Below are 19131 nucleotides of genomic sequence, written 5' to 3' on the forward strand. Positions count from 1 at the left end.
ATTACTCTGACGGGTGATGAGCACCGAGAACGCGCCTGAGCTGCCGCCCCGCCGTCTGCTGTGGACACTGCTGGTGGCCGCGGTGCTGCTGGCCGCCGACCAGCTGACCAAATGGTGGGCCGTCGACGCCCTCACCGACCGGGCGCCGATCCCGGTGATCGGCGACTTCATCCGGTTCCGGCTGCTCTACAACCCGGGCGCGGCGTTCTCGCTGGGCGCCGGCTCCACCTGGATCTTCGCGATCCTGGCGGCGGCCGCGGTGGTCGCGCTGCTGTGGATCTCCCGGAAGGTCCGTTCGGCGGGCTGGGCGATCTCGCTCGGGCTGCTGCTCGGTGGCGCGACGACGCATCTGGGTGACCGTTTGTTCCGCGAGCCCGGCTTCGCGCGCGGCCACGTCGTCGACTTCATCGACTACAACGGCTGGTTCGTCGGGAACGTCGCCGACATCGCGCTGTTCTTCGGCGCCGTCTCGCTTTTCGTGCTGAGTTTCCGCGGTGTCCCGATCGAGGGTGTCAAGGAGACGGCGGAGGAGTAACGAGGCAGAACTCGTTCCCTTCCGGATCCGCGAGCACGACGAGCCCGTCTTCGGGACGCGCGAGTACGCGCGCACCCAAGAAAACGAGGCGTTCGACGTCGTCTCCGGTCAGGTCCAGGTGCACCCGGTTCTTGACGACCTTGGATTCCGGGACCAAATTGAAGAAGAGCCGCGGTCCCGACGGCGCTTCGACCAGGACCGAAGGATCGTCCTCGGGGCCCGAAAATCCCAGCGAACGAAGGCGATCAAGCTCTTCTTCGTCATAGGGTGCGACCTCGTAGCCGTCGAGCACGGACGCCCAGAAACGGGCGAGCGAAGCCGGATGACGGCAGTCGAAGACGATGTCGCGAAGCCTGGCCATGGCCCTCATGGTGGCAGGGTGCTCAGCTCGTCTCGCCATGTTTGATCGTGTAGGATTTTGTGTAGTTGATCCAGTGTGGTTATCGGAGGCTTCGTGCTCGCGCGGCAACGACAGGCGGTGATCCTCGAGGAGGCGCGCCGGACCGGCGCGGTCCGGGTCAGCGATCTCGTCGCGAGGCTCGGCGTCTCCGATATGACGGTGCGCCGCGACCTCGACGTGCTCGCCGGCCGCGGACTGGTCGAGAAGGTCTACGGCGGCGCCACCTCCGTCGTCGGCAAGAGCACCGACGAGCCCGGGTTCGAGGCCAAATCCGTGCGCCAGCGCGCGCAGAAGGAGGCCATCGCCGCCCTCGCCGCCGGGCTGGTCCGGCCGGGCACCGCGATCGGTATCTCCGCGGGCACCACCACGTGGACGCTGGCGAGGGCGCTCGACGAGGTCCCTGGCCTGACGATCGTCACGAACTCCATCCAGGTCGCCGACGTGCTGCGCGGCGTGAACCAGCCGGATCGCACGGTGGTCCTCACCGGCGGCGTCCGCACCCCGTCGGACGCGCTGGTCGGGCCGGTCGCCGTGCAGAGCCTGCGGTCGCTGCACCTGGACCTCGTCTTCCTCGGCGTGCACGGGATGGCCGAGGGGCCCGGGTTCACCACACCGAACCTGACCGAATCCGAGACCGACCGCGCGCTGGTCGAAGCGGGCCGCAAGCTGGTCGTGCTGGCCGACCACACCAAATGGGGCATCGTCGGCATCTCCACGATCGCCGGGCTCGAAGAGGCCGACGTCGTCGTCTCGGACGACGGTTTGTCCGACAAGGCAAGGGAAACGCTCACCGAGCAGGCGGGTGAGCTGATGATCGCCGAAACAGGAGAGGCGGCAGAAGCCGAAGAAGCGTGAAGTCGACGGCCGGGGACGCCATACTCATGTGCGATGCACAGCTTTGGCTCAGGAACTTCTCAGGACCATCCCGCAAGGTGAAGACATGACCGAGAACGACCCCAGCGGCCAGGACGCCGAGAAGGCGCGGCCCGCCGGCGCTCAGCCGGACGCGGAGCAGAGCGCGAGCTGGGCGGCCCAGCCCACGTCGCAGCAGCCTGACGCGACCGGCCTCGGCGGCCATGCCACTCCGCACACCGGAGCGCAGCAGGCCTACAACCCGTGGGCTCCCCAGTCGCAGACTCAGACTCAGCAAGCGCCCGCCCAGGAGCACCACACCCCGGGCCAGTACACCCAGGGACACCAGATCCCCGGCCAGCAGACGCCGTTCACCCAGCCGGGGCCGTCGATGTACGCGGTCCCGCAGCAGCGGCAGGCGCAGAAGTCCACGCCGGGCAAGCTGCTCGCCGGTGTCGCGGCGATCGCGCTGGTCGTCGGCGGTGTCGCGGGTGGCACGGTCGGCTACCTGACCGGTGACGCGTCCGGCGGCTCTTCCGTGAACGCGCTCGACGCGCCGAAGCCGGCCCAACAGACGGGCAATCTGCCCGCTGGTTCCGTCGAGGCGGTGGCACAGAAGCTGTCGCCGAGCGTCGTGGAGCTCCAGGTGTCCGGGCGATCGGGCGCGGGTGAGGGATCCGGCTTCGTGCTCAGCACCGACGGCTACGTGCTGACCAACAACCACGTCGTCGAGGTCGCCGCCGGTGGCGGGCAGATCCAGGCGGTGTTCCAGGACGGCAAGAAGGGGACGGCGACCGTCGTCGGCCGTGACCCGACGACCGATATCGCCGTGGTGAAGGTCAGCGGCGTCAGCGGCCTGACCCCGGTGGAACTCGGCCGCTCCGACGATCTGCGCGTCGGGCAGCCGGTGGTCGCCATCGGTTCGCCGTTCGAACTGACGGGCACGGTCACCTCGGGCATCGTCAGCGCGCTGAACCGGCCGGTGAGCGCCGGCGGCAACGGCGACCAGACCACGGTGATGTCGGCGGTGCAGACCGACGCGGCGATCAACCCCGGCAACTCCGGCGGCCCGCTCGCGAACATGGCGGGCCAGGTCATCGGCATCAACTCGGCGATCTACAGCCCGAAGTCCGCGCAGGGCCAGGGCGGCGAGAGCGGCGGCAACGTCGGCATCGGCTTCGCGATCCCGATCGACCAGGCGCGCCGCACGGCCGACGACATCATCAACACCGGCCAGGCGACGCAGACCTTCATCGGCGCGCGAGTGCAGACGGCGCCGACCGGCGGAGCGCAGCTCGGGGAGATCTCGCCGGGCAGCCCCGCCGAGAAGGCGGGCCTCAAATCCGGTGACGTCGTGACGAAGCTGGACGACCGCTCGATCCCCAACGCGGACGCGCTCGTCGCCGAGATCCGCACCCGGGCGCCGAACGACAAGGTGAAGTTCACGCTCAGCGGGGACAAGGTCATCGAGGTGACCCTCGGCGGGCAGCCCGTCACCCCGAACTAGCCCTTCCAGAAACGCTCGGCCGCAGTGCGCGGCCGAGACCAGCTCCGGCTCGAACCCCCAGCGGGCCGGACCCCAAGAGGCCACGCGCGACCGGCTGCCAATCCCGGTCGCGCGTGGCCCCTTTCAGTCTCGTGAGTGGTAAGGACGGTTAGAACCGTCCTTACCGCTCACGAGACGCTTCCAGAAGACGGCCACGAGCACGCCGAGCCAGACGACCGCCAGGCTCACGAGCAGGCCGGTGACGGTGTCGGCGTCGTGCAGGCCCGGGTTCCGGGCGGCGCCGAAAGGCCGCCACAGCAACGGGAACGCGAGCAGCGTCAGCACACCGGTGAGCACCGCGCCCGTCGTGACCGGCGTCTTCCAGCGTTCCGGGAGGAACCTGCTCAGGGCGAATCCCACGGCGCCGACCAGCGGCGCGATTAGCAGGTCGTGCGCCAGCGGGCCGCCGACCAGCCACCCGAGGGTCCCGAGGACGTCCGGGCGCAGCGGGAAGGCGTACTCCGAGAACAGCACGGCGCCCCACGCGAGCGCGGCGAGGCCGGGCAGGAAAAGCAGTAGCCGCATCGTCTTCACAGCGTCTCCAAGCGGGTGACCCATTTCGTCTGCAGGACGCCGGGCCGGTTCGGGGCGATGATGCGGCACGGGAAGCCGTGGTCGGCGTCGAGCACTTCACCGTTGAGTTCCAGCGCCAGCAGGGTGAGGTCGTCCGCGGTGTGCTCGCCGGGGAGATCGCTGATGCCGTAAAGCCCGGCCTTCTCCAGCGAGAACACGCGGACCGGAGCGCCCGGGGTGCTTCCGGCGTGCCGCAACAACTCCGGTAGGGAGACGCCGCTCCAGCGCGCGGATTCGCTCCATCCTTCGACGCACGCGATCGGCAGCTCGGCCGAAGTTCGCGGGAGGGCACGGAGTTCTTCCAGCGAATAGACCTTCGTGCCATTCGGGGTCACCACCGAAAGCCGCCAGCCGGGGTCGTTCACCGCGCCCAGGACGCCCGCCGCCGCGGCGGTCCGGTTCACCGGCAGGCCTTGCGGCCCCTTGTCACTGCGCCACGAAAGGCCGGAAACTCCGCGCAGCGAAGGAACCGTGGCCCCGGCCGTCGCCACGACGCCGACGCCCGCGGCCAGCCAGGTCGTGCGGAGGAAGGCGCGCCGTGAGGGGTCCGGCCTCCGAGTGAGCGAGCGGCGGACGATGGGGAGTTTCACCGCGACGTGCACCAGGATCGAACCGATCGCCACCCACGCGACCGCGTAGTGCACCTGCGGGAAATAGAACGTCCACGGATAGTTCTGCGCGACGTTGAACAGGCCGGTGACGAGTTCGAAGAAGGCGGCCGCGGACAGCAACAGGATCGACAGGCGTTCGAGCGCGTGCGGCAGGGAACGGATCACCGGACGCTCGAACAGTTTCGGGTAGACACTCCACAGTTTGGCCAGCAGCAAGGGAATCGACGCGATACCGGAGATCACGTGCGTGCCCTGTGTGACCCGGTACAACCAGACCGGGCGGCTCGGCCAGCCGAACCACGACGGCGGATGCTGGATGAGATGACTGATCAGTCCGGTGACGAAGCACAGCGTGAACGTGACGGCGAGCGCGAGCCCGATCCGCGACGTCACCCGCTCCGAAGGGGTGTTCATGCTTTCTCCAGGCAGGCGAACCAGCGGTGGCCGTGGCTGGTGGACCACGCGACGCGGAAGGCGGTGCGGGCGGCGAGGTCCGCGATCGCCTCGACGCCGACCCAAGCCCAGGTGAACCAGGCGCCGTCGTCGGGACGCAACCGGACCCGGTCCTGGCGGAGTCCGCGGCCCGGCGGGTCGAGTTCGACGAGCACCGTCCCGCCGTCGGTGATCAGTTCCGCCATCCGGGCGAGGAGACGGTGCGGATCGCCGCCGATGCCGATGTTCCCGTCGGCGAGCAGGGCATGCCGCCAGCGCCCTTCGCCGGGGAGCCGGTCGAACACGTCCCGGTGGAGCGCGGCGGCGCCACGGGCTTGGGTGAGCCGCACGGCGGTGGCCGAAATGTCGACGCCGAGCGAGGCGACGCCGCGTTCGGTCAGCGCGGCGGTCAGCCTGCCGGGCCCGCAGCCGACGTCGAGGGTCGGGCCGTCACAGGCGGCGAGGAGGACGTCGTCGCCTTCGCAGGGGATGGCGGTCCAGCGGTCGACCGGCAGGTCGACGCGTTCCCCGGTCGCCAGTTCCAGCCAGCAGCGGTGGCCGAGCAGGCCGCGGTCGAAGGCGGTCACCGGACTTCGGCCACCACTCGGGCGAACCGGCCGTGCGGAGCCGCCGCGGCGACCCGGTGCGCGTCCGGGACAGTGTCCACATCGGACAGTTTGGGCAGGATGCCGGGATGTAGTCCGATGTCGGCCAGTGCGCGCAGGGTCTGCCTTCCGGTGTCGTCCCGCGACATCGGAACCCCGGCGAGAACCTTGGCGTGCAACGGATCCTTGAGGCCCAGCGCCCACCAGCCGCCGTCCTCGGCAAGCCCGAGGACGGAGTCTTCGGGCCGGTCGGCGGCGTCGGCCAGGAGCGCCGGGGTGACTTGCGGGGTGTCCATCCCGATCTGCAGCACCGGTTCCCCCGGACGGGGCGCGTCGGCGTGGGCGTTGACGAGCCGCGTGTCGAACCCTTCCCCGCGCTGGGAGATCACCGCCGTTTTTCGGAGCACTGAAGCGATTTCCGCGCCGCGGGTGGCCCTGCCGAGTTCGCCGGTCATGGCGACGACCACGCGTGCCTTCGGGGTCAGGAGGGCGGCTTCGAGGGTGTCGAGCAGGGACGCCGCCGCGATCTCGGCGGCCTGCTCCGGCGTCGCGGGTGGGCACAGGCGCGTCTTCGCGAAACCGGGCACGGGCGCCTTGGCGACGATCAGCAGGCAGAAGGTCATCGGCTCAGTACCCGCCCAAAATCCCGCGCCGCGCGGAGCGTTCCCCGCAGCGAGCCGGAGACCTTCGACTTGGTGCCTTTGGCGCGTTCGCCGTAGGACACGTCGAACTCGGTGACCCGCCAGCCCGCCCGCCTCGCCTTGATCAGCAGTTCGAGCGGGTAGCCGAAGGCGCGATCGGTGACGTCGAGATCGAGCAGCGCCCGCCGCCGGACGGCTCGCAGCGGTGCGATGTCGCGGACCGGCAATCCCTTGTACCGCAAGAGCGACGAGATCACGGCGTTGCCGGCTCTCGCGTGCCACGGCCAGACGCCGGGACCGGTCGGCATCCGCCGCCCGACCGTCAGATCGGCGTCGGCGAGGCCGCCGACCAGCATCGGCAGTTCGGCGAGGTCGAGGGAACCGTCGGCGTCGGCGAAGCAGACGACGTCCGCCGTGGCCGCCTCCAGCCCCGTGTGCACCGCGGCGCCGTAGCCGCGCCGGGGTTCGTGGACGACCTTCGCCCCGAGCCCGGCCGCGATTTCGGCGGACCCGTCCGTGGAGCCGTTGTCGACCACGATCGCCCGATACCGCTCGGGCAGGGCCGCCAGCACCCCGGGGAGGGCGCCGGCCTCGTCGAGACAGGGGAGCACGACGTCAACCTGGTCATCGTTCACGCAACGCACGTTAAGTCCGGGGTGGACGGACGAAAACCCTTGCGCTGCTTACCGAATTCTGACGTCGGGGCAGTTCTTACCGAGTTCTGACGGACCGTGCCGCCAGGCCGCCGGGCAGCGGAAACGCGGTTATGGTGCCGGTGATGTCCACTGTCACCGCCCCTTCCCGCACCGGCCGCCGGGCCGATCTGATCGCCGTGGGGCTGGCGATGCTCGTGGTCGCCGCCGCGATCGCGGTCGGCCTCCACTACAACCGGCCCGGTTCCGGCGTGGTGATCTACGCCTTCGCGCCACCGCTGTTCGGGTTGTGGCTGCCGCATGTGGGTCCGGGATCGGTGGCCGCGGTCGTGCTCGCGCTCCTGGTCGTCACCAAAGGTCCCTTGCTCGCCGCCCGGCTGAGCTGGCGTCCGCTGCTCGCGCTCGGCTACGTGACCGCGCTGGCGTGGACGTTCTCGCTGGCGATGATCGACGGGTGGACGCGCGGATTCACCGGCAGGCTCGCCACGGAACACGAGTACCTGCACGAGGTCCCGGGGATCACCGACATCCCGAAGATGCTGGGCGAGTTCTCCTCGCGCATCCTGGATTTCCAGCCGGACTCGTGGACGACGCACGTTTCCGGGCATCCACCGGGAGCGACGCTGGTCTTCGTCTGGCTCGACCGGCTCGGTCTGCAGGGCGGCGCGTGGGCCTCGACGGTCGTGGTGCTGGTCGGCTGTCTCGCGGTGGTCGCGGTGCCGGTGACGCTCTCCGCGCTGGGCAGGCAGGACGCCGCGAGGACGGTCCTGCCGTTCGCGGTCCTGACCCCGGGCGCGATCTGGATCGGGGTGTCCGCCGACGGTCTCTTCGCCGGTGTCACGGCGACCGGGATCGCGCTGCTCGCGCTCGCCACGCGACGGCGGATCCTCGCGCTCCCCGGTGGCCTGCTGCTCGGGTTCGGGCTCTTCCTCTCCTACGGTCTCGTGCTGCTCGGCGTGATCGTGCTCGCCGTCGTCGTTTTGACCCGCGAGTGGCGGATCCTCTTGACGGCCACGGTGGGGGTGGCCGTGGTCGTCGCGTCGTTCGCGCTGGCCGGGTTCTGGTGGCTGGACGGCTATCACCTGGTGGTCGAGCGCTACTACCAGGGCATCGCGACCCTGCGCCCGTACTCCTACTGGGTGTGGGCGGATATCGCGGCGGTGCTGATCGCGCTCGGCCCGGCCGTGATCGCCGGGACGCGGCGAGCCGGCGCGGAGTTCCTCGCCGAGCCGAAACGGTCGTTCGGCGAGCCAGTCACGCTGATCGTACTGGCCGCGGTGCTGACGATCGCCTTCGCCGACCTGTCCGGCCTGTCGAAGGCGGAGGTCGAACGCATCTGGCTACCGTTCGAGGTGTGGCTGCTGCCCGCGGTGGCGCTGCTGCCGTCGAAGGGGCGGCGGTGGTGGCTCGCCGCGTCGGCGGCCACGGCGCTGATGGTGAACCATCTGGTGCTGACGAGCTGGTGAGTTCCTGTTGGCGGAGCCGCGACGAATTCGGAAAGGTGACAATACGCGTGAACCCGCCCGGCCGAAGGCCCCGCTATCGCGGTGGCAGGGCGCCCTCGCGGTCCGACGTGAGTTGCTCGACCAGGCAGCGTCCTGCCGACGTCGATCGCGGCCGCGGGTTCACTGACAGACGATGAGGTGGCTGCATGACAGAGCAAGGGCGGGTGCTCGTCGTCGACGACGACGAGACCGTGCGGGACGTCGTCCGGAGGTACCTGGAGGTCGCGGGCTTCGAAGTCGACGTCGCCGGTGACGGCACCGAGGGGCTCCGGCTGTTCTCGGCGACCGGGCCGGATCTCGTGGTCCTCGACGTCATGATGCCGGGGCTCAACGGGCTCGAGGTGTGCCGCCGCCTGCGGCAGGTGAGCCAGGTGCCGGTCGTGATGCTGACCGCGCTCGGCGAGGAGGAGAACCGGATCGCCGGGCTCCAGCTCGGCGCCGACGACTATGTCACGAAACCGTTCAGCCCCAAGGAACTCGCGTTGCGCGTGGCGTCGGTCCTGCGGCGGGCACGGATGCCGCGGCCCGAACCGGCGGCGCGCGTGATCACCGACGGCGACCTCGCGTTGCAGATGTCCGCGCGGCAGGCGGCCCTCGGTGGCGTGGAACTTCCCCTGACCAGCCGGGAATTCGATCTGCTCGCGTTCTTCCTCACCCATCCCGGGGTGGCGTTCTCCCGCGCCGACCTGCTGGAGAAGGTCTGGGGCTGGGACTTCGGCGACCAGTCCACGGTGACCGTCCACGTGAGACGGTTGCGGGAGAAGATCGAGAAGAATCCGGCGAAACCCGTCCGCGTCGCCACCGTGTGGGGCGTGGGCTACCGGTATGACCCGGTGCGGCGATGATCGGCTCCGGTGAGTCGTTCGGCGAGATGCTGGCGCACGCCTGGCATATCCTGCCGTTCGCGCTGATGTTCGCGTTGCCGGTGATGCTGCTCGGCGGTTTGGCGCTGTACCTGCTCCGGCGCGGTTCGCTGGCCAGCACGATGACGATCCTCGTGCTGATCCCGGTGCTCGCGACGCTGATCGCCGTGCTCGGGATCAGCGGGTTCATGTTCACCCCCGCGCTGACCACGATGACGCTGGTCTGTGTGCTGGTCGCGCTGGTGATCGTGCCGACGGCGCTCGTGTTCGGCCGCGCGATCGCGCGCCGCAGCGTGTGGGAACGGGAGGCGCGGGAACGGGAGCGCGCGGCCGAGGCGTCGCGACGCGAACTGGTCGCGTGGATCAGCCACGACCTGCGAAGCCCGCTGGCCGGGATCCAGGCGATGGCCGAGGCCGTCGCGGACGGCGTCGTCGCCGACCCGATCGAGGTCACCGGCTACGCGCGGCGGATCAGCGGCGAGACCACGCGACTGTCCGGCATGGTCGGCGACCTGTTCGAGCTCTCGCGGATCACCGCGGGCGCGCTCCAGCTGACCATGGCCGCCGTGCCGCTGCGCGATGTCGTGAGCGACGCCGTCGCCGCGCAAGCGCCGCTCGCCGAGCAGAAACGCGTGCGGATGATCGAATACGCCGAAGTGTGGCCGGTCGTCTCGGGCAGCGACCCGGAACTGGCGCGGATCGTGCGCAACCTGGTGTCCAACGCCGTGCGGCACACACCGCCGGACGGGACGGTCGCGGTCCAGATCGGCATCGACGGAGGCGAGGCGCTGCTCGCGGTCTCCGACGGCTGCGGCGGGATCCCCGACGACGAGATCGGGCGGGTCTTCGACGTCGCGTTCCGCGGGACGACGGCGCGCACCCCCGAGCGCGGCGGGCTGGCGAGCGGCGGCGGGCTGGGGCTGGCGATCGCGAAAGGCCTTGTCGAAGCCCATCGCGGCCGCATCGGCGTCCGGAACGACGGGCCCGGCTGCCGGTTCGAGGTCCGGCTTCCGCTCGCCATGCCCTGACCGTGTCAGCGGCGTGTCACCGCGGTGTCAGCGCGGGCCGCGATCGTTGCCGCCATGACGACTTCAGCGAGCACATTCTTCCGGCGGGCGGGGATCACCGCGGTGGCGGCCGCGCTGCTGGCCGGGGTCATGCCCGGCGTGGCCGCCGCGGACAGCGGACGGGACCGCCCGGATCTGCGGGCGATGGTCGAGGAGATCGCCGGCTCCGGTTTCGCCGGGGCGCAGCTGCGGGTGCACGACGCGCGGGGTGACTGGACCGGCAGCGCGGGGGTGCGCGAGCTGGGCTCGGCCGCCAAGCCGCCGACGAACGGGCGGTTCAGGATCGGCAGCAACACCAAGACCTTCGTGTCCACCGTCGTGCTGCAGCTGGTGGGGGAGGGCAAGGTCGGCCTGGACGCGCCGGTGGCCGGGTATCTGCCCGAGTTCGGCCTCGACCGGCGGATCACCGTGCGGATGCTGTTGCAGCACACCAGCGGTCTGGTGGACTACACCGGCGCGATCCGGCCGGACGGCACCGTGGTGCCGGGAATCCCCTTGATGGGTAAGGAATTCCTGGACAATCGCTACCACACGTACCGGCCGGAGGAGCTGGTGCGGTTCGGGCTGTCCAAGCCGCCGCTGTTCGAGCCGGGAACGGACTGGACCTACACGAACATCAACTACGTCCTGGCCGGACTGGTGATCGAGAAGGTCGCAGACCGCCCCTACGGCGACGAGCTCCAGCGGCGGATCCTGCGGCCGCTCGGACTGCGGGACACCCTCGTACCGGGCACGTGGCCGGGTATCCCCGGGCCGCACGCGCATGGCTACTACCGCTACGAAGAGAAGCCCGGGCAGTGGAAGACGGTCGACATCACGAACCAGAACCCGTCCTGGGCGTCGAGCGCCGGTGAACTGATCTCGACCACCAAGGACCTCCACATGTTCTTCTCCGCGCTGCTGGGCGGAAAGCTCCTGCCCGCCCCGCTGCTCGCCGAGATGCGCAAACCGCATCCGAAGGGCGGCTACGGACTTGGCCTGTACGTCCAGGAAGCGAGCTGCGGCACCGTCCTGAAGGGCATGGGCGGATTCCACGGCTACGGGACGCTGATGGCCAGTACCCCGGATGGCAGCAGGACCTACGAGCTGTCCATGACCTACGGGGACTCCGCGGCCGATCTGGGGCAGGCCTACTACAAGGCGGATCAGCTGCTCACCGACAAGGTGCTCTGCGGCAAGTAGCTCAGAGCCGCAGGAATCCCATGTCCGGGAAGTGGGCCGGCGCGATGATCGCGCCGGTCTCTTCCGCTTCCGCGAGGAACCGCTGCCGGGTGCGGAGCGCGAGTTCCGGGTCGACGTCGCCGAGGAAGCCCACTCGCGTGTCCGTCAGCTGCGCGGGCGTGTGCAAGACGTCGCCGAGCAGCAGCAGGCGCTCGTCGTCCGCGGTGATGTCGAGGACGTAGTGGCCGGGCGTGTGACCGGGGGCGTGCCGCGCCACGATCCCGGGCGCGATCTCGACGACGTCGCCGCTGATCGCCTCGGTCAGTCCCGCGCCGCGGGCGGCCTCCATGCCGACACGGCTCCATTCGCCCGTCCCGGCCGGCGCGATCAAGGCGTCCCAGTCGAGTTGGCCGAAGACGACCTGAGCACTGGGGAAGGTCAGGTCGCCTTCGGGGGCGATCCAGCCGATGTGGTCGTTGTGCAGGTGTGTGAGGAAGACGGTGTCGATCTCGTCGACCGGGCAGCCCGCCTTGTCCAGCGCGGCGGCGAGGTCGCCGCCCGCCCCCATCGGCGGGGTGGGGTCGCCCTTGGCGGGCGTCATCCCCGGCGGGAAGGCGAATTCGCGCGGGCCGAGGCCGGTGTCGACGAGGATGGTGCGGCCGTGGCCGCGGATCAGGTACGCGCCGGTGGGGACGTGCACGGTACCGTCCTCGTCGAAGACGTCCGGGTGGGCTTCGGGGTCGAGACCCGGGAAGAACGCGAGCGGCAGCCTGATCAGACCGTCCCCGATCGCTTCGATCTCGATGTCTCCGACGGTGATGCCCACCAAAACCCCCAAAAAGTCGATTCCGCTGCCGGGAACGACAACTCGTCGGGGGCCCGGTCTGTTCCCGGTTTCAGAGACCGACCGGTTCCCGCAGCTCAGCGGTGGCGAATCCGGCGATGCCCTCGGCGAACCCGGTTCGCGCGGTGAAGCCGAGCAGCCGCCGGGCGCGGGCCGGGTCGGCGACGACATGCCGGACGTCCGCCGGCCGGGCACCCCCGGCGATCTTCGGAGCCGGTCCGCCGCAGGCCTTCGCGAGTTCCTCGGCGAGTTCGCCGACGGAGTGGGGTCGCCCGGAACAGATGTTCAGCGGGGTCAGGTCACCTTCGGGCCCGTCAGTGCGCAGCGCCAGGATGTTCGCCCTCGCCACGTCGTGGACGTGCACGAAGTCGCGCTGCTGTTTCCCGTCCTCCAGCACGATCGGCGCCTCACCGCGCAAAAGCGAGGACCGGAACAACGACGCGACGCCCGCGTACGGGGTGTTCTGCGGCATCCGCGGCCCGTAGACGTTGTGGTAGCGCAAAGCCCAGACCGTTCCGCCGGTTTGCCGAGCCCATGCCGCCGCCAGATGTTCCTGCGCGAGCTTCGTGGCCGCGTAGGTGCTTCGCGGCCGCAGCGGCGCGTCCTCGGGGACCAGCCGCCAGTCGAGTTCGGCGCCGCAGGCCGCGCACGCGGGCTCGAAGCAGCCGGCGTCCACATCGGACTGTTTCCGCGGCGACGGCGGCACGATCCCGTGGATGGGACATGCGTAGCGGCCTTCGCCGTAGACGACCATCGACGAGGCGAGCACCAGCTTCCGGACTCCGGCCCGGTGCATCGCGGCGAGCAGGACCGCGGTCCCGTAGTCGTTGTTCAACGCGTACGACGGCGCGTCGGACGGATCGACGCCGTGTCCGACGACGGCCGCCTGGTGACAGACCGCGTCGACGCCGTCCAGCAGCTCGGCGACCAGCTCCGTGTCGGTGACGTCGCCACGCAGGAACCGGTGGCGGCCGGTGTACCCGGGCGGTCGCGACGAACCGTGCGCGGTGCTCAGGAGGTTGTCGAGGACCACCACCTTGTCGCCTCGGTCGGACAGCAGGTCGGCGATGTGGGAGCCGATGAACCCGGCCCCGCCGGTTACCAGTGTTCGCACCGTTCCGAAGCTAAGGGCGATCGACGGCGGCGGCGCCGGATCGCGGGCTCATGTCAGGGAATCGTCACAAGTCGTGGCCCTCGGCACCGCGGGAGCGAAGATCGACGGAAACCGGATACGGTGTGCCTATGGAACGGAGCGCACAACGGCTGGGCCGCGCACTGGTGGTCATCGTGGACGATCGGGTCGCCCACGGCGAACACGAGGACAACACGGGACCGCTGGTCACGGAGCTGCTCGAAGAGGCCGGGTTCATCGTCGACGGCGTCGTCGTGGTCGAGGCCGAGACGGCCGCGATCCGCAACGCGCTCAACACCGCGGTGATCGGCGGTGCCGACCTGGTGATCACCGTCGGCGGCACCGGGGTCTCCCCGCGCGACCGCACCCCCGACGCGACGGCCGGTGTGCTCGACCGCCCGATCCCGGGCATCGGCGAAGCGCTGCGCGCGTCCGGCCTGGCCGCCGGCGCGGTGGACGCGGGCATCTCCCGCGGGCTCGTCGGCGTCTCCGGCAGCACGCTGGTGGTCAACCTCGCGGGTTCCCGCGCGGCGGTCCGCGACGGCATGGCGACGCTCTCGTCGCTGGTGCCGTACGTGATCGACGAGCTGTCCGGGCTCGAAGAGGCCTAGTTTTCAGAGGGCCTGGCCTTCAGGCCTGGTTCTTCGGGGCGGGTCCGGGTTCGGTCCCGGGCTCGCCCTTTTTGTCCTGGTGCAGCACCCCTTCCACCTTTTCGGTGACCTGGCCGATCTTGTGCTCGAACCGGCCGCCGGTGACCTTGTTCGCCCCGGCCGACGCCGCCGAGACACCCTTGGCCGCGACGTCGCCCGCCTTCTCGGCCAGCGGCCCGGCCTTCTCGCGGACCTCGCCCGCGACCTCTTCCGCTTTGTGGATGGCCTGCGCGGCCAGCCCTTTCGCTTTGTCGACGATGCTCATGCGCTGATGGTCCCACCGGCGGGCGGCCCCCGCGACCGGTGCGAAAATGGGTGTCATGCCAGGTGAAGACGAGGACAAGCGTTCCTCCGCGGCGGAGAAACGGCGGGCCGACGAGATCTTCGGCGACGTCCTGCCGGACACGACCTCCGACGAGCGAGAGCCGGGGCAGCGCTCCCCGGACTCCGACTCGTGGTTCCTGGAGAACCGGCCGCCTCACCACGACCGGTGATCCGGATCAGCTCGCGCGGTTCTGCTGCGCGCGCAGCAGGTCGCGGATCTCGGTGAGCAGTTCGACGTCGGTCGGCTCCGCGGGGCCCGCCTCTTCACCGCGCTTGCGCCGCTCCTGGACGTGCTTGACCGGCAGCACGATCACGAAGTAGACGACGGCCGCCACGATGACGAAGTTGATCGCCGCGTTGATCACGCCGCCGAAATCCATGAACGTCGAGTCGTTCGCACTGAGGATGTTGAAGCCCAGCCCCTTGGCGGCGTCCGAACCGCCGATGGCGTTGATCAGCGGTTTGATCAGGCCGTTCGTGAAGGCCGTGACGATCGCCGTGAACGCGGCGCCGATGACCACCGCGACCGCCAGGTCGACGACGTTCCCGCGCATCAGGAAGTCCTTGAAGCCCTTGATCAAGACGCTCTCCTCTTTCACCTGGGACGGTTCGCCGACCGTCCCTTTTCCGTACCGGGGGGACGCAGGCGCCCGCCGCCACAGGGCAGGCGCGAGCTAGCGGAGGGTAACCGTTATGGACCGTTCCAGCGAGGTGGCCGCGACCCGTGTCGCGATCGCGGACGGCAGGGAAAGCAGCACCAAAGGTCCCTTGCTCCCGGCACCGGAGGCCTTCGGATCACGAGTGCCCTGATCGCCGACCGCCGCCACGACGGCCGCGCTGGCCAGCACAGACGCCTCGTGCCCCGCTTCGGTGGCCGCGACGACGTCGACCCGACGCCCCGGCCTGAGCAGCTCCGCGACACCGGCGTCGGCGAGCCTCACCGGGACAGTCGAACTCTCGGGATCACCCGATCCGGGGATGCCCGCGTCCAGCAGACGGACGTCCGTCAATGGTTCACCCGCCCGCGCCGCACCGACGAGCATCCGTCCCTCCACCGAGGACGGCAGGCCGGTGGCGCCCTGTGGACGGACGTCGTCCGGGAGGTCGACGAGGCTGACGTCCTCGGCGCGGAGCACTGAGCCTGCCGGGAGGTCGCGGGCGGAGACGACGGTCGCGGTGCCGGGCGTGCCGCGGGCGGACGCGGGCAGGAACAGCGTGATCAGGCCGCTGAGCAGCAGGGACAGGGCCAGCCAGCGGCGGAGCAGCCGGGCGGGCCTGCCCTGGAGTCTTCGCGGGACGGGCAGATGATGGAGCACGGGATTCCCCCTCGTCGATCGGTGATGATCTCGACGTTAGGGGCGGGCGCGCTGCCTTGGAAAGAACGAAAACCCCCGGCTGTGGATAACCGGGGGCCTGTGGACAACTCGGGACGTCAGGAAGCGGCGGCGGCCGTTTTCGTCGTACCCGTGGACGAGGATGCGGCGCTCTTGGTCTCCGACTTGGACTCGGTCTTCGACTCCGACTTGGTCTCGGTCTTGGCCGGGGCCGAGGTCGTGTTGGCCTTCGAGTCGCGCGAATCGTTGCGGTAGAAACCGCTGCCCTTGAAGACCACGCCGACCGAGCTGAAGACCTTGCGAAGCGGGCCCGAGCACTGCGGGCACACGGTCAAGCTCGCGTCGGAGAACGACTGCACGGCCTCGAAAGCGTGGTCGCATTCCTTGCAGGCGTATTGGTAGGTGGGCACTGCTGCTCCTTCGTGCATTGGCACTCAGCCGACAAGAGTGCTAACGCCTAACGGTACCGGGGCATTCCGCCGCAGGTCAAACAAGGTTTCCCAAGGTCACATGAGGACCTGGTCACGCCCTCTGTTCCGTACCTGTTCCGTGCCGGACCGAGATCGGCTCTGGTCCAGGGTACGAGCCGTCATGAGCTGGGCGGTCTCCGAGCGTGCTGCCTGACGGCCTCGCCTTCCTGCTCCGTGCTCACTCTGGCGGCCTCTCCGGCTGCCCCGTGTGCCTGTTTGCTCCGCTTCCCTCGCCCCCGCCATCTCTAGCGCCGGGTCGGTCGTGTCAAGGCACGCTTTCCCGCCTTGATGCGGGCGGGCCGGTGTTAGACGCTGAGAAGCGAGGGACCACCTGGTGACCACTGCGCGTCGGCTGGGTGGGTCGGGTGATCTGGTCGTGTGGCTCCTGGGTCTCCGTCGTCGTTGGCGGCGCGCTGCGGGTGCTGCCCTGCGGCGGGCTCGCCCGGCGGCGCCTGCCGGAGCGGAGCGGGAGGCCGGCGTCGCCTCCTGGGCGTAGCCCGCCGGACGGGCGGTGACCCGCGCGCCGCCAACGGCGGCGCCTTGATCCCATAGAGCCAAATTCGGCAAGGCTACGAGAGCGTTCTACAGTGTCCCGAATGTCCGGAGAAAGACGCGAATCTGTCACGCGGCCATTACGGTGTGGTCACAGTTCTTAGTAAGGTGTTGCAGTCCGAACGGGACGACACTGCCGCCTGTGTCGCTCTACCTGCACATCAAGTGCTTGTGGGCAAGGTGACCTGGGTGTCGACGGTGCTGCATCCGACAGTCATCATGCAGTTTAAAGGTGGTTTACGGCAAGTTTTGTACCTATCCTAGCTTGTGACTGCATGCTAAGGGCTACTGACAGGGGTGTAAGAGATGTTGCTCCGCTTTCGGGTGGCCAACCATCGATCGATCAGGGACGAGCAAGAGCTCTCGCTCGTGGCAGTGCCGCGTCAAGGCGCTGAGGGGTCGGCAGACAAGGTTGTTCCTCCTGCCGTGCGAGTAGCGGCAATATATGGGCCAAACGCTTCGGGTAAGTCGAGTGTAATAAGCGCGATGTACTATATGATCGTTGCGCTTAGGGACTCTTATCGATCATGGGATCCGTCTAACGAGATTCCGCGCCAACCTTTTTTGCTCAATATTCACTCGCGCAAACAGCCGAGCCTATTTGAAGTTGACTTTCTTATTGATGATGTTAGATATAACTATGGCTTCGAGCTTGACTCGCATAAAATTCTGTCCGAGTGGCTCTTCTCGTACCCGTACGGCAAGAAGCGTGCGCTCTTTGAGCGGTCTGAGGGAAACCATTTTCGATTTGGTCGCAGTTTAAGGGGTGAGAATTCTACAACCGCCCGCCTGACAAGGCCAAACGCACTTTTCCTATCTGTGGCAGCCACGACGGCGCATGAGGTTCTGACTCCGGTATTTGATTACCTTACAAGGTCAATAGTGTATGCGGACAGTACGCATAATCAGGAGACTTCGAGGCTGCATTGGCTTAGGGATAAGCTCGCTGACCCAGAATTTGCTCGTGATGTCGGCGACATGCTGCGGCTTGCAGATCTTGGCCTAGTCGGAATCGAACTAGTTCCGGATGCAAATTTTGCAGATCTGCCTCACCCTGAAGATGGTGAATCTGATGAGCCCTTCTCGACTATCGAACTTGATTTCGGTGACTTCGCTCAGACTCCTAAGGGGGCAGTCGAGGCGCTGAAGAAATTTGTAAGCGTATCGGGTGGCAGGATACGAACGAGTCGAATGAAAATTGAGCTACTTCATTCGGCCGAAGATCCAGAGTCTAGATTTTCTGTGCCACTTTCGCAGGAAAGTGCGGGGACTAGGTCGTGGCTTTCGCTTGCTGGGCGCATTCTATTCGCGCTGCGATACGGAGAGGCTTTGATTGTTGATGAGATTGACGCAAGTCTTCATCCTAGATTGAGTGCCACGCTGATTCACATCTTTAAAGATGAAGAGTTCAACAGGTATGGCGCTCAGTTAATATTCACTACTCATGATGTAACCTTCTTGGGTGGCCTTGTTGACGATAACCTCCTCTCTCGTGACGAGGTATGGTTTACTGAAAAGGATCACTACGGTGCAACCTCGCTCTATTCGCTAGTCGAATTTAAGCCACGGAAGGCTGAAAATATAGAGCGAGGTTATATGCAGGGTCGATATGGCGCCTTACCAATTATTGATGTGCATCAGATCAAAAAGGTTCTATCACGCATAGCATGGCCCGACCGCGATGACTATATGAAGGCTGGTCACCGCGGAGGTGCGCGTGTCGAGTCGTAGAAGTCCGGGAAAGCGTGGCGATGACCTCTCAAGAAGAAGCGGATTTCGTAATCGCAAACCTCGCATACTTATTGTGTGCGAAGGCAAGAAGACTGAGCATCAGTACTTTAGCAGGATTGCGGCCTTCTTTCGTGCAAGCTCCGTGAATGTTGCAACTTGTGATATTGAGGGGATGGGAAAGGATCCTGTTAGTGTAGTGAAGCGCGCTATTGAAAAGCGTGACAAAGCTGCTAAGAATGTGGATGAGAAGTATAGTCAGGTCTGGTGCGTAGTCGATGTCGACGAGCACAAAAACCTTGAAGATGCTTTGCTGTTAGCAAAGCAAAATCGTATCGGCGTCGTGGTTTCAAACCCCTGTTTTGAAATTTGGGCACTTTGGCACTATGAAGATCATAATGCGCATATCACGACGAAGGCGGTGCAGCGGAAACTAAAGCGTTGGATACCAGAATACGATAAGGATCTTCCGGGGAACTTCCCGTATGCTAATTGTGATGAAGCGAAGAAGCGTGCGGTAGCTCGGCAGAAAAATACCGAAGGCTCGATTAGTCAAAACCCTGGTTCGGCCGCATGGCTTGTCGTGGACGCTGTGAAAAGAGCAAAGTCCTTCAACTTCAAGCAGCGTCGGTAGCTCGCTGACTACTTGTAGT

23 protein-coding genes are annotated in these 19131 nt (G+C 67.6%); 11 read left to right on the forward strand and 12 right to left on the reverse strand.

Annotated elements, in window-relative coordinates:
* The first annotated feature begins 16 nt into the window (after positions 1-16).
* Positions 17-535 (forward strand): signal peptidase II, encoded by a 519-nt coding sequence (lspA, locus tag BLW75_RS29745; RefSeq protein ID WP_034305780.1) that lies wholly within the window; start codon positions 17-19, stop codon positions 533-535.
* Here the strand turns inward: lspA and BLW75_RS29750 are convergent.
* Positions 513-896, reverse strand: coding sequence for a VOC family protein (locus tag BLW75_RS29750; RefSeq protein WP_034305778.1), 384 nt, complete (start codon positions 894-896; stop codon positions 513-515). The two genes, lspA and BLW75_RS29750, sit on opposite strands and share 23 nt — an antisense overlap.
* A gap of 93 nt (positions 897-989) precedes the next feature.
* Here BLW75_RS29750 and BLW75_RS29755 point away from each other — a divergent pair, with 93 nt between their 5' ends.
* Both BLW75_RS29755 and BLW75_RS29760 read left to right on the forward strand, forming a co-directional pair.
* Positions 990-1790 carry a DeoR/GlpR family DNA-binding transcription regulator gene (locus BLW75_RS29755; protein WP_034305775.1) on the forward strand — a complete coding sequence of 267 codons (801 nt, stop codon included), beginning with the start codon at positions 990-992 and terminating at the stop codon, positions 1788-1790.
* A gap of 85 nt (positions 1791-1875) precedes the next feature.
* Positions 1876-3294 (forward strand): S1C family serine protease, encoded by a 1419-nt coding sequence (locus BLW75_RS29760; RefSeq protein ID WP_034305772.1) that lies wholly within the window; start codon positions 1876-1878, stop codon positions 3292-3294.
* Between the two features lie 123 nt (positions 3295-3417).
* Here BLW75_RS29760 and BLW75_RS29765 read toward each other — a convergent pair whose 3' ends face one another.
* From BLW75_RS29765 to BLW75_RS29785, 5 genes are read right to left on the reverse strand one after another with little or no spacing between them, the layout of a single operon-like run.
* A complete protein-coding gene (locus tag BLW75_RS29765; protein ID WP_241783275.1) occupies positions 3418-3858 on the reverse strand; it encodes a hypothetical protein in 441 nt (146 codons plus the stop codon).
* Between the two features lie 5 nt (positions 3859-3863).
* A complete protein-coding gene (locus BLW75_RS29770; RefSeq protein WP_034305770.1) occupies positions 3864-4931 on the reverse strand; it encodes a molybdopterin-dependent oxidoreductase in 1068 nt (355 codons plus the stop codon).
* On the reverse strand, positions 4928-5536 hold the full coding sequence (locus BLW75_RS29775; protein WP_034305767.1) for a class I SAM-dependent methyltransferase: 609 nt from the start codon (positions 5534-5536) through the stop codon (positions 4928-4930). The genes BLW75_RS29770 and BLW75_RS29775 overlap by 4 nt, the downstream gene beginning before the upstream one ends.
* Positions 5533-6177 carry a TIGR04282 family arsenosugar biosynthesis glycosyltransferase gene (locus BLW75_RS29780; protein ID WP_034305765.1) on the reverse strand — a complete coding sequence of 215 codons (645 nt, stop codon included), beginning with the start codon at positions 6175-6177 and terminating at the stop codon, positions 5533-5535. The genes BLW75_RS29775 and BLW75_RS29780 overlap by 4 nt, the downstream gene beginning before the upstream one ends.
* A complete protein-coding gene (locus BLW75_RS29785; RefSeq protein ID WP_034305763.1) occupies positions 6174-6830 on the reverse strand; it encodes a glycosyltransferase family 2 protein in 657 nt (218 codons plus the stop codon). The genes BLW75_RS29780 and BLW75_RS29785 overlap by 4 nt, the downstream gene beginning before the upstream one ends.
* Before the next feature lie 131 nt (positions 6831-6961).
* Between BLW75_RS29785 and BLW75_RS29790 the strand changes: the two genes are divergently transcribed.
* From BLW75_RS29790 to BLW75_RS29805, 4 genes are all read left to right on the forward strand, one after another.
* A complete protein-coding gene (locus tag BLW75_RS29790; RefSeq protein ID WP_034305761.1) occupies positions 6962-8314 on the forward strand; it encodes a hypothetical protein in 1353 nt (450 codons plus the stop codon).
* A gap of 185 nt (positions 8315-8499) precedes the next feature.
* Entirely contained in the window at positions 8500-9198 is a 699-nt protein-coding gene (locus BLW75_RS29795) for a response regulator transcription factor (RefSeq protein WP_034305757.1), read from the forward strand.
* Positions 9195-10244 carry a sensor histidine kinase gene (locus BLW75_RS29800; RefSeq protein ID WP_034305754.1) on the forward strand — a complete coding sequence of 350 codons (1050 nt, stop codon included), beginning with the start codon at positions 9195-9197 and terminating at the stop codon, positions 10242-10244. The genes BLW75_RS29795 and BLW75_RS29800 overlap by 4 nt, the downstream gene beginning before the upstream one ends.
* Before the next feature lie 54 nt (positions 10245-10298).
* Positions 10299-11465 (forward strand): serine hydrolase domain-containing protein, encoded by a 1167-nt coding sequence (locus BLW75_RS29805; RefSeq protein WP_034305752.1) that lies wholly within the window; start codon positions 10299-10301, stop codon positions 11463-11465.
* 1 nt (position 11466) lies between these two features.
* On the opposite strand, the gene BLW75_RS29810 is transcribed toward BLW75_RS29805, so the two are convergent.
* Both BLW75_RS29810 and BLW75_RS29815 read right to left on the reverse strand, forming a co-directional pair.
* Complete coding sequence (locus tag BLW75_RS29810; protein ID WP_034305749.1) at positions 11467-12270, reverse strand: MBL fold metallo-hydrolase; 804 nt, start codon at positions 12268-12270, stop codon at positions 11467-11469.
* A 70-nt stretch (positions 12271-12340) separates the two neighbouring features.
* The gene (locus BLW75_RS29815; RefSeq protein ID WP_034305747.1) at positions 12341-13402 is read right to left on the reverse strand and encodes an NAD-dependent epimerase/dehydratase family protein; all 1062 of its coding nucleotides are present in this window, start codon (positions 13400-13402) and stop codon (positions 12341-12343) included.
* 128 nt (positions 13403-13530) lie between these two features.
* Between BLW75_RS29815 and BLW75_RS29820 the strand changes: the two genes are divergently transcribed.
* Entirely contained in the window at positions 13531-14031 is a 501-nt protein-coding gene (locus BLW75_RS29820; protein ID WP_005155592.1) for a MogA/MoaB family molybdenum cofactor biosynthesis protein, read from the forward strand.
* A gap of 19 nt (positions 14032-14050) precedes the next feature.
* Here BLW75_RS29820 and BLW75_RS29825 read toward each other — a convergent pair whose 3' ends face one another.
* Entirely contained in the window at positions 14051-14335 is a 285-nt protein-coding gene (locus BLW75_RS29825) for a hypothetical protein (protein WP_034306014.1), read from the reverse strand.
* A gap of 55 nt (positions 14336-14390) precedes the next feature.
* On the opposite strand from BLW75_RS29825, the gene BLW75_RS29830 reads away from it, so the two are divergent.
* Positions 14391-14564 carry a hypothetical protein gene (locus tag BLW75_RS29830; RefSeq protein ID WP_198935651.1) on the forward strand — a complete coding sequence of 58 codons (174 nt, stop codon included), beginning with the start codon at positions 14391-14393 and terminating at the stop codon, positions 14562-14564.
* Between the two features lie 6 nt (positions 14565-14570).
* Here the strand turns inward: BLW75_RS29830 and mscL are convergent, their stop codons facing one another.
* The 3 genes from mscL to BLW75_RS29845 form a co-directional block, all read right to left on the reverse strand.
* Positions 14571-14975: a large-conductance mechanosensitive channel protein MscL gene (mscL, locus tag BLW75_RS29835; protein WP_034306011.1), complete on the reverse strand. Its 405-nt coding sequence runs from the start codon at positions 14973-14975 to the stop codon at positions 14571-14573.
* Positions 14976-15068: 93 nt separating this feature from the next.
* Positions 15069-15710: an SAF domain-containing protein gene (locus tag BLW75_RS29840; RefSeq protein ID WP_034305742.1), complete on the reverse strand. Its 642-nt coding sequence runs from the start codon at positions 15708-15710 to the stop codon at positions 15069-15071.
* Positions 15711-15826: 116 nt separating this feature from the next.
* Positions 15827-16138, reverse strand: coding sequence for an FmdB family zinc ribbon protein (locus BLW75_RS29845; protein WP_034305740.1), 312 nt, complete (start codon positions 16136-16138; stop codon positions 15827-15829).
* Positions 16139-17056: 918 nt separating this feature from the next.
* Here BLW75_RS29845 and BLW75_RS29850 point away from each other — a divergent pair.
* Both BLW75_RS29850 and BLW75_RS29855 read left to right on the forward strand, forming a co-directional pair.
* Positions 17057-18481, forward strand: coding sequence for an AAA family ATPase (locus BLW75_RS29850; RefSeq protein WP_091598570.1), 1425 nt, complete (start codon positions 17057-17059; stop codon positions 18479-18481).
* A 73-nt stretch (positions 18482-18554) separates the two neighbouring features.
* Positions 18555-19112 carry an RloB family protein gene (locus BLW75_RS29855; RefSeq protein ID WP_158005347.1) on the forward strand — a complete coding sequence of 186 codons (558 nt, stop codon included), beginning with the start codon at positions 18555-18557 and terminating at the stop codon, positions 19110-19112.
* The last annotated feature ends 19 nt before the right edge of the window (positions 19113-19131 follow it).

The organism is Amycolatopsis lurida (genome assembly GCF_900105055.1).
Lineage (GTDB): Bacteria > Actinomycetota > Actinomycetes > Mycobacteriales > Pseudonocardiaceae > Amycolatopsis > Amycolatopsis lurida.